Genomic DNA, 16,001 nt, shown 5'->3' with positions numbered 1-16,001 from the left:
CACTGGACCGGCGGCCCGGGCCCGGGCGAAGGGCCCGCGGACAGTATGCCGATTAGTCCCCTTTGCGGGGGCCGAAGACCCTAATCTGGGCAGCGACTCCCGCTTCGACGGGGGACGCCGTGCGACCGAGGGGGAGACCAGCGTGGCCCGTTCCGACCAGCCCGCGTCCGCCCTGCTGCTGCGCACCGGCGTGCACCTGACCCGCTCCGAGGCCACCGGCGACCTGCGCGCCGTCTTCAAGGAGGGCGGGCGCGAAGGGGACGTGTTCTACCGCGACCGCTGGTCCCACGACAAGGTCGTGCGCTCCACCCACGGCGTCAACTGCACCGGCTCCTGCTCGTGGAACGTGTACGTCAAGGACGGCATCATCACCTGGGAGACCCAGGCGACCGACTACCCGTCCGTGGGCCCCGACCGGCCCGAGTACGAGCCGCGCGGCTGCCCGCGCGGCGCCGCCTTCTCCTGGTACACGTACTCGCCCACCAGGGTCCGGTACCCGTACGGGCGCGGCGTCCTGATCGAGATGTTCCGCGAGGCGAAGGCCCGCCTCGGCGACCCCGTCGCCGCGTGGGCCGAGATCACCACCGACCCGGCCAAGCGCGAGCGCTACCAGTCGGCGCGCGGCAAGGGCGGGCTCGTGCGCATCACCTGGGACGAGGCCGTCGAGATCGCCGCCGCCGCGCACGTCCACACCATCGGCGCCTACGGGCCCGACCGCATCGCCGGGTTCTCGCCGATCCCCGCGATGTCGCAGGTCTCGCACGGCGTCGGCGCCCGGTTCGTGAACCTCCTCGGCGGCTCCATGCTCTCGTTCTACGACTGGTACGCCGACCTGCCCGTCGCCTCCCCGCAGGTGTTCGGCGACCAGACCGACGTGCCCGAGTCCGGCGACTGGTGGGACGCCGCCTACCTCGTCCTGTGGGGCTCGAACGTGCCGGTCACCCGCACGCCCGACGCGCACTGGATGGCCGAGGCCCGCTACCGGGGCCAGAAGGTCGTCACCGTCGCCCCCGACTACAACGACGCCGCGAAGTTCGCCGACGAGTGGCTCGCCCCCCACCCGGGCACCGACGGCGCGATGGCCATGGCGATGGGCCACGTGATCCTCAAGGAGCACTTCGTCGAGCAGCGCACCGAGGCGTTCGACGCGTACGTGCGCAAGTACACCGACCTGCCGTTCCTCGTCGAGCTGGAGGAGCGCGACGGCCGATGCGTCCCCGGCAAGTTCCTGCGCCGCACCGCCCTCCCCGGCGACGAGCCGCACGCCGAGTGGAAGCCCGTCCTCCTCGACGAGGCCACAGGAGAACCGGTGTCGCCCAACGGGACCCTCGGCACCCGCTGGAACGACGCCGACCTCGGAAAGTGGAACCTCGACCTCCAGGGCGTGCGGCCGCGGCTGTCGCTCTACGAGACCGGCGGCGAGACCGCCGCGATCAGCCTGCCGCGCTTCGACACCGCCGGTCCCGGCGACGGCGGCGCGGTCGAGCGCGGCGTCCCGGTCCGCCGGGTCGCGGGCCGCCTCGTCACCACCGTGTTCGACCTGCTCCTCGCCCAGTACGGGGTGCAGCGGCCGGGCCTGCCGGGGCGCTGGCCCGCCGGGTACGAGGACGCGGCCGAGCCGTGCACGCCCGCGTGGGCGGAGTCGCTCACCTCCGTCAAGGCCGACCGGATCGCCCGCATCGCCCGCGAGTTCGCCGCCACCGCGAGGGACTCCGGCGGCCGCGCGATGATCGTCCTCGGCGCCGGCACCAACCAGTGGTTCCACGGCGACACCATGTACCGGTCGTTCCTGACCCTCCTGCTGCTCACGGGCTGCCAGGGGAGGAACGGCGGCGGCTGGGCCCACTACGTCGGGCAGGAGAAGTGCCGCACCCAGACCGGCTGGGCCGCATACGCCTCCGCCATGGACTGGACGCGGCCCGCGCGCTTCATGGCCGCGACCCCGTACTGGTACCTGCACACCGACCAGTGGCGCTACGACACGTACGACGCCGACGCGCTGCGCTCGGCCACCGGTCCGAACCGCCTGGCGGGCAGGCACACCGCCGACCTCGTCGCCGCCTCCGCGCGCATGGGCTGGATGCCCTCGTACCCGACGTTCGACCGCAACCCGCTCCTCCTCGCGCAGGAGGCCCGGGAGTCCGGGCTCGAACCGGGCCCGTACATCGCCCGCGAACTCGCGAACGGCGACCTCCGCTTCGCCTGCGAGGACCCCGACGCCCCCGAGAACTGGCCGCGCGTCCTCACCGTGTGGCGCGCCAACCTGTTCGGGTCCTCCGCGAAGGGCGACGAGTACTTCCTCAAGCACCTCCTGGGCACCCAGCACTCCGTGCAGGGCGAGGAGGCCCGCCCCGAGCACCGCCCCGCCGACGTCGTCTGGCACGGCAAGGCGCCCAAGGGGAAGCTCGACCTGCTGCTCTCGCTGGACTTCCGCATGACCTCCACGACCCTGCTCTCCGACCTCGTGCTCCCCGCCGCCACCTGGTACGAGAAGCACGACCTGTCGACGACGGACATGCACCCGTACGTGCACGCGTTCTCGCCCGCGATCGACCCGCCCTGGCAGGCCCGCACCGACTTCGAGACGTTCCACGCGCTCGCCCGCCGCTTCTCCGAGCTCGCCGCGGAGCACCTCGGCACCGCCGTCGACCTCGTGGCCGCGCCCCACCAGCACGACACCCCCGGCGAGCTCGCCCAGCCCGGCGGCACCGCGCCCGACTGGAAGGCCGAGGGCGTGCCCCCGGTCCCCGGCTCGACCATGCCCGCGATCATCGCCGTCGAACGCGACTACCCCGCCGTCGCCGCCAAACTCGCCGCCCTCGGCCCGCTCGCCGAGACGAAGGGCCTGCCCGTCAAGGGCGTCACGTTCACGCCCGACGCCGAGATCGGCTGGCTCGCGGCCCGGAACGGCGCCTCCCGCGAGCACCCGGCGATCGGCCGCCCGCTCCTCGACACCGACGTCAAGGCCTGCGAGATGATCCTCGCCCTCTCCGGCACCAGCAACGGCCGCCTCGCCGCCCAGGGCTTCGAGCGCCTCGCGGCCCGCACCGGCACCGACTTCTCCGAGCTGATCCACGGCGCCGCCGAACGCCGCGTCGTCTTCTCCGACACCCAGCACGGCCCCACCCCCGTCGGCGCCAGCCCCGAATGGTCCGGCAAGGAGGCCCACGACCGCCGGTACTCGCCGTTCACGATCAACCTGGAGCACGACAAGCCCTGGCACACCCTCACCGGGCGCATGCACTGCTATGTGGACCACGACTGGATGCACGAGTTCGGCGAGGCCCTCCCCGTCTACCGGCCGCCGCTCAACATGGCCGCGCTGTTCGGAGAGCCTGCGATCCGAACCGGGAAGCACAGTGGCGAACCGGAGATCGGGCCGACGGGGGAGCGGGCCGTCGCCGTCAGGTACCTGACGCCGCACTCGAAGTGGTCCATCCACTCCGAGTACCAGGACAACCTGCTCATGCTCACGCTCTCGCGCGGCGGCCCCAACATCTGGATGAGCCCCGCCGACGCGGCGGCCATCGGCGCCGAGGACAACGACTGGGTCGAGGCCGTCAACCGCAACGGCGTCGTCGCCGCCCGGCTCGTCGTCTCGCACCGCATGCCACAAGGGACGGTCTACATGTATCACGCCCAGGAGCGGGTCGTCGACGTCCCGAAGACCGAGACCACCGGCAAGCGCGGCGGCATCCACAACTCGCTCACGCGCCTCCTCGTCAAACCCACCCACCTCATCGGCGGGTACGCCCAGTTCTCCTACGCGTTCAACTACATCGGCCCCACCGGCAACCAGCGCGACGAAGTGACCGTCGTGCGCAAGCGCAGCACCGAGGTGACGTACTGATGGCCCGCATCGGAAAGGTCATGGCCCAGGTCGCCATGGTCATGAACCTCGACAAGTGCATCGGCTGCCACACCTGCTCGGTCACCTGCAAGCAGGCGTGGACCAACAGGTCCGGCGTCGAGTACGTGTGGTTCAACAACGTCGAGACCCGCCCCGGCCAGGGCTACCCGCGGCGCCACGAGGACCAGGAGCGCTGGCAGGGCGGGTGGAAGCGCACGGCCGCAGGGCGTCTCAAGCCCCGCGCCGGCGGGCGCCTGAAGAAGCTCGCCACGATCTTCGCCAACCCGAAGATGCCCGCGATCCAGGACTACTACGAGCCCTGGACGTACGACTACGAGCACCTCATCACCGCGCCCCTCGGCGACGACATCCCCGGCGCCCGGCCGCGGTCGCTCATCACCGGCGAGCCGATGCAGATCAAGTGGAGCGCCAACTGGGACGACGACCTCGCCGGCGGCGAGGCGCTCGCCTCGAACGACCCCGTGGCGCAGAAGATCGGCGACAAGGTCAGGTTCGAGTACGAGCAGGCGTTCATGTTCTACCTGCCGCGCATCTGCGAGCACTGCCTGAACCCGTCGTGCGTCGCGTCCTGCCCGTCCGGCGCCATGTACAAGCGGGCCGAGGACGGCATCGTCCTCGTCGACCAGGACAAGTGCCGCGGCTGGCGCATGTGCGTCACCGGCTGCCCGTACAAGAAGGTCTACTTCAACCACAAGACCGGCAAAGCCGAGAAGTGCACGCTCTGCTACCCGCGCGTCGAGGTCGGCATGCCCACGGTCTGCTCCGAGACCTGTGTGGGCCGCCTGCGGTACCTCGGCGTCGTCCTCTACGACGTCGAACGCGTCGGCAGGGCCGCCGCCGTCAAGGACGAGAAGGACCTCTACCCGGCGCAGCTCGACGTCTTCCTCGACCCGAGCGACCCCGAGGTCGCCGCCGCGGCCCTCCGCGACGGCATCCCCGAGCGGTGGATCGAGTCCGCCCGCAAGTCCCCGGTCTACCAGCTCGCCAAGCACTTCGAGGTCGCGCTGCCGCTGCATCCGGAGTACCGGACCATGCCGATGGTCTGGTACATCCCGCCGCTCTCGCCGGTCGTCGACGCGCTCAGCGAGACCGGCCACGACGGCGAGGACGCCGGGAACCTGTTCGCGGCCATCGACACCCTACGCATCCCCGTCGAGTACCTCGCGGAGCTGTTCACCGCGGGCGACCCCGAGCCGGTGCGCCGCGTGCTCGCGAAGCTCGCCGCGATGCGGTCGTACATGCGCCGCGTCAACCTCGGCCAGGAGCCCGACGAGTCGATCGCCGAGGCGGTCGGCATGACCGGCGCCGACATCGAGGCGATGTACCGGCTCCTCGCCATCGCGAAGTACGACGACCGGTACGTCATCCCCACCGCGTACGGCGTTGACGAGTCCGACCGCGGCGTCATCGACGAGATCGGGTGCAGCCTCGACTTCGAGGGCGGACCCGGCATGGGCGGCATGGGAGGCGGCGTCCCGTTCGGCGAGGCCTCCGGCCGGCCCCAGCCCGCCTCGGTCGAGAACTTCCACGCCCTGCGCGACCGCCAGACCAGCGACGGCCGCTCCGGCCCGGCCCGCCGCCTCAACCTCCTGAACTGGGACGGCAACGGCCGCCCGCCCGGGTTGTTCCCGGAACGGGACCGGAAGAACAGCCCGGAACGGGACCGGAAGCAGAGCCCGGACCGCGAGCAGGCCGACCAGAACACCTCGGACGGCAAGTACCTCAAGGAGACCGGGGAGGCGAAGTGAACGACGTGATCCGCCAGGCGGCCGCGATGCTCCTGTGCTACCCCGACCGCGCCTTCCTCGACCGCCTCCCGCTCGTGCGCGCCGCCGTCGCCGAGCAGGAGCCGGGCGAGGCGCGCGAGTCGCTCACCGCGTTCTGCGCGTACGCCCTGCAGCGCACCGAGCTCGAACTCGGCGGCGAGTACGTGCGCACCTTCGACCTCAAGCGCCGCAGGGCGCTCCACCTGACCTACTACACCGACGGCGACACCCGCAGACGCGGGCACGCGCTCGCCCGCATCAAGGAGATCTATGGCGCCTGCGGCTGGAGACTCGACGCCGCCGAACTGCCCGACCACCTGGCAGTGGTGCTCGAATTCGCCGCCCGAGGCGACCGGGAGCAGGGAGAGCGCCTCCTCGTCCGGTTCCAGCCCGGCATCGAGCTCTTGCGCGCCTCCCTCGAAGGGAGCCCGTACGCCGCTGTCCTCGACGCCGTGGCCGCAACCCTCCCGCCCCCCGACGAAGCCCGCCGCGAGGCCGCGCGCCTGGCCGCCGCCGGACCTCCCGCCGAAGACGTAGGACTCGACCCGTACGGCGCCGTCAGGCTCGGCATGCCCACCACGATCGGAGCCGCGAGATGAACCCCACCGTCCTCGACTACATGCTCTGGGGCGCACTGCCGTACGTCGTCCTCGCGGTCCTCGTCGGTGGCACCGTCTGGCGCTACCGCTACGACCGCTTCGGCTGGACCACCCGCTCCTCGCAGCTGTACGAGTCCCGCCTCCTGCGCATCGCCAGCCCGGTGTTCCACTTCGGACTCCTCGTGGTGGTCATCGGGCACGTCGTCGGCCTCCTCATCCCCGAGACCTGGACCGACGCCGTCGGCATCACCAACGACCTGTACCACGTCACCGCGCTCTCCCTGGGCGCCGTCGCGGGCGTCACCACCCTCGGCGGCATCGCCCTCCTCATCTGGCGCCGCCGCACCACCGGCCCGGTCTTCAGCGCCACCACCGTCAACGACAAGGTCATGTACCTCGTCCTCGTCGCCGCGATCCTCGCCGGCCTCTCGACGACGCTCTTCTCAGCCGTAGCGGGCCTCACCGGTGCGGAGGAGGTCGACTACCGCGTGACCGTCTCCCCCTGGTTCAGAAGCGTCTTCGTCCTCCAACCGGACGTGGCGGCCATGTCCGCCGCGACCGTCCCGTTCCAGCTGCATGCCCTGATCGGCCTCGCCCTCTTCGCGCTCTTCCCGTTCACCCGCCTCGTCCACGCCTTCAGCGCGCCCGTCTGGTACCTCTTCCGCCCCTACGTCGTCTACCGATCCCGCGACAAGGAGCCCACCCAGTCCACCCGCCCCATCCGCCGCGGCTGGACCTAGGCCCGGTCCTTCGAGGGATTCGCGAGCGGCCCGAGCGCCCTAGAATGGGAGTCTCCTTGTCTCCCCGCAGGAAGAGCACCCCTCCATGCCCGACGAGGCCCTCCGCCGCATCCGCGATGCCAAGCGCACCAAGCAGACCGTCCTCGACCTCGCGGACCTCGAACTCGAGGAGCTCCCGGAGGAGGTCTGCGAACTCACCTGGCTCACCCAGCTGGACCTCAAGGAGAACCTGCTCACCGCACTGCCCGACGCGATCGGCGACCTGACCTCGCTCCTCCGGCTCGACCTCTTCGACAACCGGCTGGCAGCCGTGCCGGACTCCATCGGCGACCTGCGCGCGCTGACCTACCTCGATCTCGACAAGAACCGGCTGAGCCGTCTCCCCGAATCGATCGGCGACCTCACCGCCCTCACGGAACTGGACCTCGCCCGCAACGACATCGAGGAGCTCCCCGCATCGATCGGGAACCTCGCGGCGCTCACCAGGCTCAACCTGCACGGCAACGACCTGCAGTTCCTGCCGGAGGACCTCGGCGTCTTCACCGCGCTCACCGCCCTGCACCTGTCCGACAACGACCTCAAAGCGCTCCCGGACTCCCTGGGGGATCTCACGGGCCTCACCGAACTGCGCGTGGAGAACAACCGGCTCGCACACCTCCCGGACTCGATCGGGCGGCTCACCGGACTCACCTCGCTGGACCTGAGCAACAACCGCCTCGTGCGCCTGCCCGACACCCTCCTGGACCTCACCGGGCTGACGACCCTCAACCTCGACGACAACCGGCTCACCGCACTGCCCGAGTCGATCGGACGGCTGACCTCGCTCATCAACCTCGCGTGCCGAGACAACGAACTGCGCGCCCTCCCCGAATCGATCGGCGACCTGACCGCGCTGGAACGCCTCAGCTTCTGGGACAACGACATCACCGGCCTCCCGGAGTCGATCGGCAACCTCGCCGGCCTGACCGAGCTCGACCCCAGCATGAACCGCCTGACCTCGCTCCCGGACTCCATCGGGAACCTCACCCGCCTCACCAGCCTCGACCTCTCCTACAACCGGCTGACCGCCCTGCCCGCGACCATCGGCGACCTCACCGGGATCACCCTGCTCCGCCTCGGCAACAACCGGCTCACCGCCCTGCCCCCGTCGCTGTTCGACCTCACCGCGCTCACCCTGCTCGACCTCGGCGACAACCGGCTCACCGACCTCGACGACCGGATCGGCCGCCTGGTCCTGCTCACCAACCTGGACGTTCGCGACAACGAACTGCGCGCCCTCCCCGAATCCATCGCCGAACTCCCCGCCCTGCAACTCTTCTCCGCGGCGCGCAACCCCCTCCCGCCGGAGATGGCCGCCGCCGAGGCCAGCGGCGACGAAGGCCTCATGACGTTCCTGCGAGCGGTCGCGAACGACGGCGTCGTCGTCCGCGAGGCGAAGCTCGTACTCGTCGGCGAAGGCGCGGTCGGCAAGAGCACCCTGCTGTCGGCGATGCTCGGCGAACCGTTCGACGCCGACCGCTCCTCCACCCACGGCATCGAGGTCAGACCGCTGACCCTCGCGCAGGGCACCGCCGACGCGTGCGTGCTCAACACCTGGGACTTCGGCGGCCAGGAGACCTACCGGCCCACGCACCAGCTGTTCTTCACCGCACCCGCCGTCTACCTCGTGGTCTGGAAACCCCGGCACGGCCCCAGGCAGGACAACGTCGAAGAGTGGATCGAGCTGATCCGGCGGCGGGCCGGCGACGACGTCCGCATCCACGTCGTCGCCACCCACGGCGGCCCCAAGGACCGGTTCGCGCACATCGACGAGACCCGCCTCCGCCAGCACCACGGCGACGTCATCGTCGGCTTCCACCACGTCGACAGCAGCAGCGGCGCCGGCATCGAGGAGCTCAAGGCGGCCGTGCAGCGCACCGCCGCCGAACTCCCGTACTTCTCCCGGAAGCTGCCCGCGAGCTGGCGCCGCTTCCAGGACGACCTGCGCCGCCTCCCCGAGCCGTACCTGGAGTACCCCGAATACCTCCGCCGCGCCGGCATGCGCGGCCTCACCGAGACGTCCGCGAAGACCCTCGCCACCGTGTTCACCGACCTCGGACACTGGTGCCACTACCCCGACATCCCCGGCCTCGACCAGCTCGTGGTCCTCAAAGGCGACTGGCTCAGCACAGCGGTCAGCCTCGTCATCGACGACCCGCAGGCCGTCCGCGACCACGGCGTCATCGAGCATTCGCGGCTGAAGGACATCTGGAACGACCCGACCAACCCGCCGCACCTGCGCTACCCCGAAGGCGTGCACCGAATCCTGCTGCGCCTCATGGAGGAGTACGAGATCTCCTACCGGATCGGCGGAGGCGGCCACGGAGGCCGACCGCCGACCAGCCTCATCGCCCAACTGGTCGACCCCACCACACCGCCACTCGACGCATGGGACGACTACGGCCGCCATCTGCCTGCGCAGACGCGGATCTGCAGGTTCAGCGACGCCTCCGGCGAATTTCACATCCCCGAAGGCCTCATCTACCGCCTCATCGTGAGGCTCCACCAGTTCTCGCTCGGCCGTGACGACCACGGCCGGAGTCTTCATTGGACTGACGGCCTGGTCATCGAACACAGCATCCACGGCCGGGCACTGGTCCGGCTGGACCACAAGCAGTTGACGGTCACGGTGAAGGCCGTGGCCCCGGAGTACTTCCTCACCCTGATCCTCGAAGAAATCCGCACCCACGTCGACGAGTTCTGGCAAGGAGTGCAGGTCCGCGCCATGGTCACCTGCGGAGGCCACTGCGCCGATTCTGAGGGGTCCCGGTCGGGCCGATGGGAAGTCGAACGACTCTTCAACCGGCGCATGAAAGGCAAGACGGAGATCACCTGCAACTCATGCGATGAGGACATGTCGATCCGCGACCTGCTCAGCGGTGTAACCGAACCGTCCGAACCGGACGATAGATTGTCTGAAATGGTTGATCGAGTCCGGGTATCTGGGTATGATGAGAGGCTCCATGCACTTATGCGGATAGCCCGCCGATCCGACGCACCTCCCAACGACGAGGCGCTGTCCCTCCTCGCACTCGGCGAGTCCCACCTCCAGACCCTCCTCACCGCGCTGAGCCGCGAGTCCGCCAAGGGGCCTCGGCTTTTCACGATCGAACCGGCCGATTCACCAAGCACGCCGAACTCCATTACGACCAGGTTCCGCCTGGTCCTCTGGTGCGAGTACTCCCGCAAACCCATGGCGGCATTGGGCGGCGTCGATGGGCGCGGTGTCGTGGAGATCGACTTTCCGCCGATGCTGCTCCTCACCACCGCGCCCTGGCTCATCGCCACCGCCCTGATCCTGAGAACGGTATTGCCGCCAGCCCCCGCCCGGCGGGAGCTGGCCGGATCGATCTGGACCCTCCTCACCGGACAAGGCGGGCTGACCGCCAACTCGGTTAAAGACATCAAGGTGATCTGGCATACGCAGTTGCTTGAGAACACGGTGCGGAACAATGCGACCACCGCAGCCGACCATCTCCGCGAACTGCACCAGCTCATCCGTGAAAAGGACCCCACTTTCGGCGGGCTCGTCCGTGTCCGCCATCGCGGGCAGTACATGTGGGTCCATCCCCGGTTCGAGACTCAGTTCAACCCCGGGCTTCCGGACATGGGCGGGGACTGAGAATTTTCCGGTCGGGGGAGTGTCGGGAGACCTTCACGGGGTCACCCGTTCGGCGTAAGAATGGGAGTCGGGCCAGACGCCTGGAACGCCGTCTACGGGAGCCGGAGTCGTACATGAGCAACGCACCGTTCGTCATCGTCGGAGGCGGACTCGCCGCCTCCAAGACCGCGCAGACGCTTCGCGACGAGGGATACGAGGGCGACCTCGTCGTCGTGGCCGGGGAACCGCACCGGCCCTACGAGCGGCCGCCACTGTCCAAGGACTACCTGCGCGGGGACGCCGACCGCTCCGCGCTGTTCACCGTCGACGAGGACTGGTACCGCCACAACGCCGACCTGCGCACCGGCGTGCCCGCGACCGGGCTCGACACCGCCGCGCACCGGCTCGCGCTGGCCGACGGGAGCGTCCTCGAGTACTCGAAGCTGGTGCTCGCCACCGGGTCGACGCCGCGGGCGCTGCCGGTGCCCGGCGGGGACCTGCGCGGGGTGCACCTGCTGCGCACCGTCGAGGACGCCGACCTGCTCGCCGCCGAGCTGAAGGGCGGGGAGGGGCGGGTCGCGATCGTCGGGGACGGGTGGATCGGGATGGAGGTGGCCGCGTCCGCGCGGCAGATGGGCCGGGACGTGACCCTGTTCGGCATGGGCGCGCAGCCGCTCGAGCGGGTCCTGGGCCCCGAGATGGGGCTCGTGTTCGCGCAGCTCCACCTCGACAAGGGCGTGGACCTGCGGCGGCGCACCGAGATCGCGAAGATCCTCGGCGAGGACGGCCGGGCCGTCGGGGTCGAGACGGCCGAGGGGGAGCGCGTCGACGCGGACCTGGTGCTCGTCGCGGTCGGCGTCGCCCCGAACGCGGGGCTGGCCGCCGCGGGCGGGCTCGAACTGCGCGGGCGGGACCTCGGCGGCGGGGTCGCGGTCGACGGGACCCTGCGGACCAGCGCGGCCGACGTGTGGGCGGCCGGCGACATCGCGAGCGCGCCGTACCCGCACTACGGCCGCCCGATCCGGGTGGAGCACTGGCAGACCGCGATCGACACGGGCGTGCACGCCGCGAAGGCCGCGCTCGGGTCCGGGGAGGCGTTCGACAAGCTGCCGTACTTCTTCACCGACCAGTACGACCTCGGCATGGAGTACCTCGGGTTCGTGGCCGGACCCGACGCCTACGACGAGGTCGTCGTGTCCGGCTCGATCGAGTCGCTGGAGTTCGCGGTCTTCTGGACGAAAGCCGGGCGCGTCCTCGCGGGCATGGCCGTCAACACGTGGGACCGGGTGGGCGACATCGAGGCCCTGATCCGCGCCGAGGAGCCGCCCGGGGAGGACGCGCTCCGGTCATTCCGGTGACGCGGTCAGGAAGGGCCGCAGCAGGTCCGGCACCGCCTCCTCAGCGAAGTCGAGGATCTCGTGCTCGTCGGCGTCGACGACCGCATAATGGCCCTTCCCGGCCGCGGTGGTCGCGTCGAGGGTCATGAGGCCCATGCGCCGCTGGAACACCGACTGCGTGATGCGCCAGCCGATGATCCCGGACCGGTCGAGGTGGACGGTGGCCCGGCGGGTGCTGCCGCGCCGGGACACGAGGTGGCGGCCGGTGAGCGCGTGGCCGAGCGACCGGTACGAGTCGAAGGCCGTCCACACCGCGAACGCCGAGCCGAGGACCGCGGTCAGGATGATCGCGGCGCTGAGCAGCGCCGGGAGCGACCACAGCAGGTGGGGCGCGGTCGCGGCGGCGGCGAGGAGCACGACCGCGACGACCGCCCAGCGCAGGCGCCGCGTGCGGGCCTTGCGGGGGTGGGCGGTGAGCTCGCGGCCGACCGGGCCGATGACCGATTCGGCGGCGGCGGTGACGACGGGCAGCGGGGCGGCCGGCACGAGGGTGCTCAGGTCGCTGCCCTGCTCGTCGGTCTTGAGGCCGATCGCGACGACGTCGAGGCGGCCCGCGCCCGCGGACCGGACGCCGAGCGGCTCGACGATCTCGATGCCGCGGATGCGCTCCTCCTCGAGGCTGAGCGAGCGGGAGACGAGCAGGCCGCGGCGCACCCGGAGGGTGCCGCCGGGCTCGCGGTCGAGCCGGTGCGCCCACCACGCCTCGCCCTGGAGCGCGAGGCTCGCGACGGCGCCGAGGACGAGCAGGCCGACCAGGCCCAGGCCGAGCACCGTCCATGGCCCGTGGTCCTCCACGAGGCCGCCGACGATCTCGACGGGCAGGCCGCCCTTGCCGAACCAGTCGGCGACCTGGAAGACCGCGCCGACCGCGGCGCCCGCGAGCATCGGCGTGAGGAACGACAGCGGCGCGTACTTGAGCCAGCCCGGCTCCCAGGTGGCGAGCCGCTGCTCGCCGTCCTCGCCCGTCTCGGCCGCGGCGCGGCGGAGCAGTTCGGCGCGGAGCCGCTCGGCCTCGTCGCGGTGGACGGAGTCGAGGGTGAGGGTCTGCTCGTTCGTGGAGCCCGATCCGCCGCCGGTCTCGCCGGTGCCGACCTTGACCTTCGCGAGGCCGAAGGCGCGTTCGAGCGGGTTGGCGGTGAGGTCGACCGAGCGGATGCGCTCGCGCATGAGCGAGCGGCGGGTCTTGAACAGGACGCCGGTGTGCATCTCCACGCGCGCGTCGGTGACGCGGTACCGGGTGACGCGCAGGCGGATCGCCTCGTAGCCGACGACCGCGCCGATGACGGCCGCGGCGCCGGGCACGATGAACGCGAGCGCGACGAGCAGGCCCGGGCCGGAGCCGACGCCGATCGCGACGGGCACGGCGGCGGCGATGACGACGCCGGCCGTGTAGAGGGCCGTGACCTTGAGGCCGTCGCGGTGGAGCCTGCGCCACGGCTCGCCGGACTCGGCCGGGTCGGCGCCGGGATCGTCCTCGGTGCCGTCGGCTCCGGTCGCGCCGCCGGTGGCCGCTTCGTCCTCCGCGGCCGTGCCCGTCGCGCTACCGATCCCGCCGCCGGTCACGTCGTCGACCGCGCCTTCCTGCGTCTCCTGCTCCCCGCTCACGTGGCGTCCCCCGGGGTCGCGTCGGTGAGCTCGGTGAGGCGTTCGGCGAGCGCCGAGGCCTCGTCCTGGTCGAGTCCCTCGAGTTTCACGGCGCCCGCCGAGGACGCGGTGGTGACGACCACGGTGGACAGTCCGAACGAGCGCTGGACCGGGCCCTGCGTGGTGTCGACGGTCTGGATGCGCGACATCGGGGCGATCCGCCAGGTGCGCCAGAAGTACCCGGTGAGGGTGTACACGGCGGTGTCGGTGACCTCCCAGCGGTGCACGCGGTGCCACCACACCGGCAGCGCGAGGGCCGCGGCGAGGCCGAGCACGAGGATCGCCGCGGCCGGGATCAGGAGCCAGAGCCGGGCGGGCGGGATGAGGAGGCCGAGGACGGCCAGGGGCACGACGGGCACGGCGGTCGTGATGAGCCACTGCACGCGCCACCACGGCACGGTGCGCGGGTCGAAGCGGTGCTGCGGCGGGCGGAGGGCGGTCCGTGGAGCGGTCATGCACGAATCGTATGAAACGGCCGCGCCGGATGCTTCCCCTTCGAGGGGGAGATTCTCCGGGCGGAAGTTCATACCGAGGTACTAAGCGCGGGACCGCCGGAAGTCGGCGGTCCCGCGGGAGTCGTTGCGGGCGTTGCTATCCGATGGACGCGTCGTCGATCGCGGCGAGCTCGTCGGCGGTGAAGGCGAGGTTCGCGGTCGCGGCGACGTTGTCCTCCAGCTGCTTGACGCTGCTCGCGCCGATGATGACGCTGGTCATGCGGTCGTCGCGGAGCGCCCAGGCGAGCGCGGTCTGCGCCAGGGACTGGCCGCGGGCGGAGGCGATCTCATTGAGGGCCTTGACCTTCGCCATGGTCGGCTCGTCGAGGCGGTCCTCGTTCAGGAAGTGGCTGGTGGCGGCGCGGGAGTCGGAGGGGACGCCCTTGAGGTACCGGTCGGTGAGGACGCCCTGCTCCAGGGGGCTGAAGACGATGCAGCCGGCGCCGACCTCCTCCAGGACGTCGAGCAGGCCGTCGTCCTCGATGCGGCGGTCGAACATCGAGTAGCGGGGCTGGTCGATGAGCAGCGGCGTGCCGAGGTCGCGCAGGATCGCGGCGGCGGCCCTGACCTGCTCCGACGTGTAGTTGGAGACGCCGACGTACAGGGCCTTGCCCGAGCGCACGATGGCGTCGAGCGCGGCCATGGTCTCCTCCAGCGGCGTGTCCGGGTCGGGCCGGTGGTGGTAGAACACGTCCACGTAGTCCAGGCCGAGGCGCTGGAGCGACTGGTCGAGCGAGGACACGAGGTACTTGCGCGAGCCCCACTCGCCGTACGGGCCGGGCCACATGTAGTACCCGGCCTTGGAGGACACGACGATCTCGTCGCGGTACGCCTTGAGGTCGTCGGCGAGGAGCCGCCCGAAGTTCTCCTCGGCGCTCCCGGCCGGCGGGCCGTAGTTGTTGGCGAGGTCGAAGTGGGTCACGCCGAGGTCGAAGGCGCGCCGCACGATCGCCCGCTGGGTGTCCAGCGGCCGGGTGTGGCCGAAGTTGTGCCACAGGCCGAGGGAGATCGCGGGCAGTCGGAGGCCGCTGCGTCCGGAGCGGCGGTAGGGCATGGACTCGTAGCGGTCGTCCGCGGGAAGGTAGGTCACCAGTGCACCCTATCCGGTCCGGCAAGCGTTGTCAGAGGTTCGCGGCCCGGGTGAACCCGGGGTGAACGGCTACGCGTGGGGGTCGAACTTGTACCCGAGGCCGCGGACCGTGACGAGGTGGCGCGGCTTGCCCGGCTCGGGCTCGATCTTGGAGCGCAGGCGCTTGACGTGCACGTCGAGGGTCTTGGTGTCGCCCACGTAGTTCGCGCCCCAGACGCGGTCGATGAGCTGGCCGCGGGTGAGCACGCGCCCGGCGTTGCGCAGCAGCATCTCCAGCAGCTCGAACTCCTTGAGCGGCAGCTGGACGTCGCCGCCGCCGACGGTGACGGTGTGCCGGTCGACGTCCATGCGGACCGGGCCGGCCTCCAGGACCGTGACGATCGGGTCGTCGGGCTCGGCGGAGCGGCGCAGGACGGCGCGGATGCGGGCCACGAGCTCGCGCGAGGAGTACGGCTTGGTGATGTAGTCGTCGGCGCCCAGTTCCAGGCCCACCACCTTGTCGACCTCGGAGTCCCGGGCGGTGACCATGATGATCGGCACGTTCGAGTTGGCGCGCAGCTCCCGGCAGACCTCGGTGCCGGACTTCTCCGGCAGCATCAGGTCGAGCAGGACCACATCGGCGCCGGCGCGCTCGTACTCCTTGATGGCGGCGTCGCCGTCTGCGGCGACCGCCACCTCGAAGCCCTCCTTGCGGAGCATGTAGGAGAGGGCATCGGAGAACGATTCCTCGTCTTCAACTACGAGCACGCGGGTCACGAGT

General features: G+C 71.0%; 10 protein-coding genes. 6 read left to right on the top strand and 4 right to left on the bottom strand.

Annotated elements, in window-relative coordinates:
• The first annotated feature begins 142 nt into the window (after positions 1-142).
• The 6 genes from ABD419_RS17010 (at position 143) to ABD419_RS16985 (ending at position 11,974) form a co-directional block, all read left to right on the top strand.
• Positions 143-3,850: a nitrate reductase subunit alpha gene (locus tag ABD419_RS17010; protein ID WP_344488499.1), complete on the top strand. Its 3,708-nt coding sequence runs from the start codon at positions 143-145 to the stop codon at positions 3,848-3,850.
• Positions 3,850-5,619 (top strand): nitrate reductase subunit beta, encoded by a 1,770-nt coding sequence (gene narH, locus ABD419_RS17005; RefSeq protein WP_344488497.1) that lies wholly within the window; start codon positions 3,850-3,852, stop codon positions 5,617-5,619. The genes ABD419_RS17010 and narH overlap by 1 nt, the downstream gene beginning before the upstream one ends.
• Positions 5,616-6,236 (top strand): nitrate reductase molybdenum cofactor assembly chaperone, encoded by a 621-nt coding sequence (narJ, locus tag ABD419_RS17000; RefSeq protein WP_425556095.1) that lies wholly within the window; start codon positions 5,616-5,618, stop codon positions 6,234-6,236. Before narH ends, narJ begins: the two co-directional genes overlap by 4 nt.
• Complete coding sequence (gene narI, locus ABD419_RS16995) at positions 6,233-6,976, top strand: respiratory nitrate reductase subunit gamma (protein WP_344488495.1); 744 nt, start codon at positions 6,233-6,235, stop codon at positions 6,974-6,976. Before narJ ends, narI begins: the two co-directional genes overlap by 4 nt.
• Before the next feature lie 85 nt (positions 6,977-7,061).
• Positions 7,062-10,637 (top strand): leucine-rich repeat domain-containing protein, encoded by a 3,576-nt coding sequence (locus ABD419_RS16990; protein WP_344488493.1) that lies wholly within the window; start codon positions 7,062-7,064, stop codon positions 10,635-10,637.
• A 113-nt stretch (positions 10,638-10,750) separates the two neighbouring features.
• The gene (locus tag ABD419_RS16985; protein ID WP_344488492.1) at positions 10,751-11,974 is read left to right on the top strand and encodes an NAD(P)/FAD-dependent oxidoreductase; all 1,224 of its coding nucleotides are present in this window, start codon (positions 10,751-10,753) and stop codon (positions 11,972-11,974) included.
• Here ABD419_RS16985 and ABD419_RS16980 read toward each other — a convergent pair.
• The 4 genes from ABD419_RS16980 to ABD419_RS16965 form a co-directional block, all read right to left on the bottom strand.
• The gene (locus tag ABD419_RS16980) at positions 11,963-13,618 is read right to left on the bottom strand and encodes a PH domain-containing protein (protein ID WP_344488490.1); all 1,656 of its coding nucleotides are present in this window, start codon (positions 13,616-13,618) and stop codon (positions 11,963-11,965) included. The genes ABD419_RS16985 and ABD419_RS16980 overlap by 12 nt on opposite strands.
• Positions 13,615-14,112 (bottom strand): PH domain-containing protein, encoded by a 498-nt coding sequence (locus ABD419_RS16975; protein ID WP_344488488.1) that lies wholly within the window; start codon positions 14,110-14,112, stop codon positions 13,615-13,617. Before ABD419_RS16975 ends, ABD419_RS16980 begins: the two co-directional genes overlap by 4 nt.
• A gap of 136 nt (positions 14,113-14,248) precedes the next feature.
• Entirely contained in the window at positions 14,249-15,241 is a 993-nt protein-coding gene (mgrA, locus tag ABD419_RS16970; protein WP_344488486.1) for an L-glyceraldehyde 3-phosphate reductase, read from the bottom strand.
• 69 nt (positions 15,242-15,310) lie between these two features.
• Positions 15,311-15,997: a response regulator transcription factor gene (locus ABD419_RS16965; protein WP_091048759.1), complete on the bottom strand. Its 687-nt coding sequence runs from the start codon at positions 15,995-15,997 to the stop codon at positions 15,311-15,313.
• Positions 15,998-16,001 lie beyond the last annotated feature (4 nt).

Origin of the sequence: Glycomyces endophyticus (assembly GCF_039531525.1) — a bacterium.
Taxonomy (GTDB): domain Bacteria; phylum Actinomycetota; class Actinomycetes; order Mycobacteriales; family Micromonosporaceae; genus Glycomyces; species Glycomyces endophyticus.
This window is presented reverse-complemented; position numbering and strand designations above follow the sequence as displayed.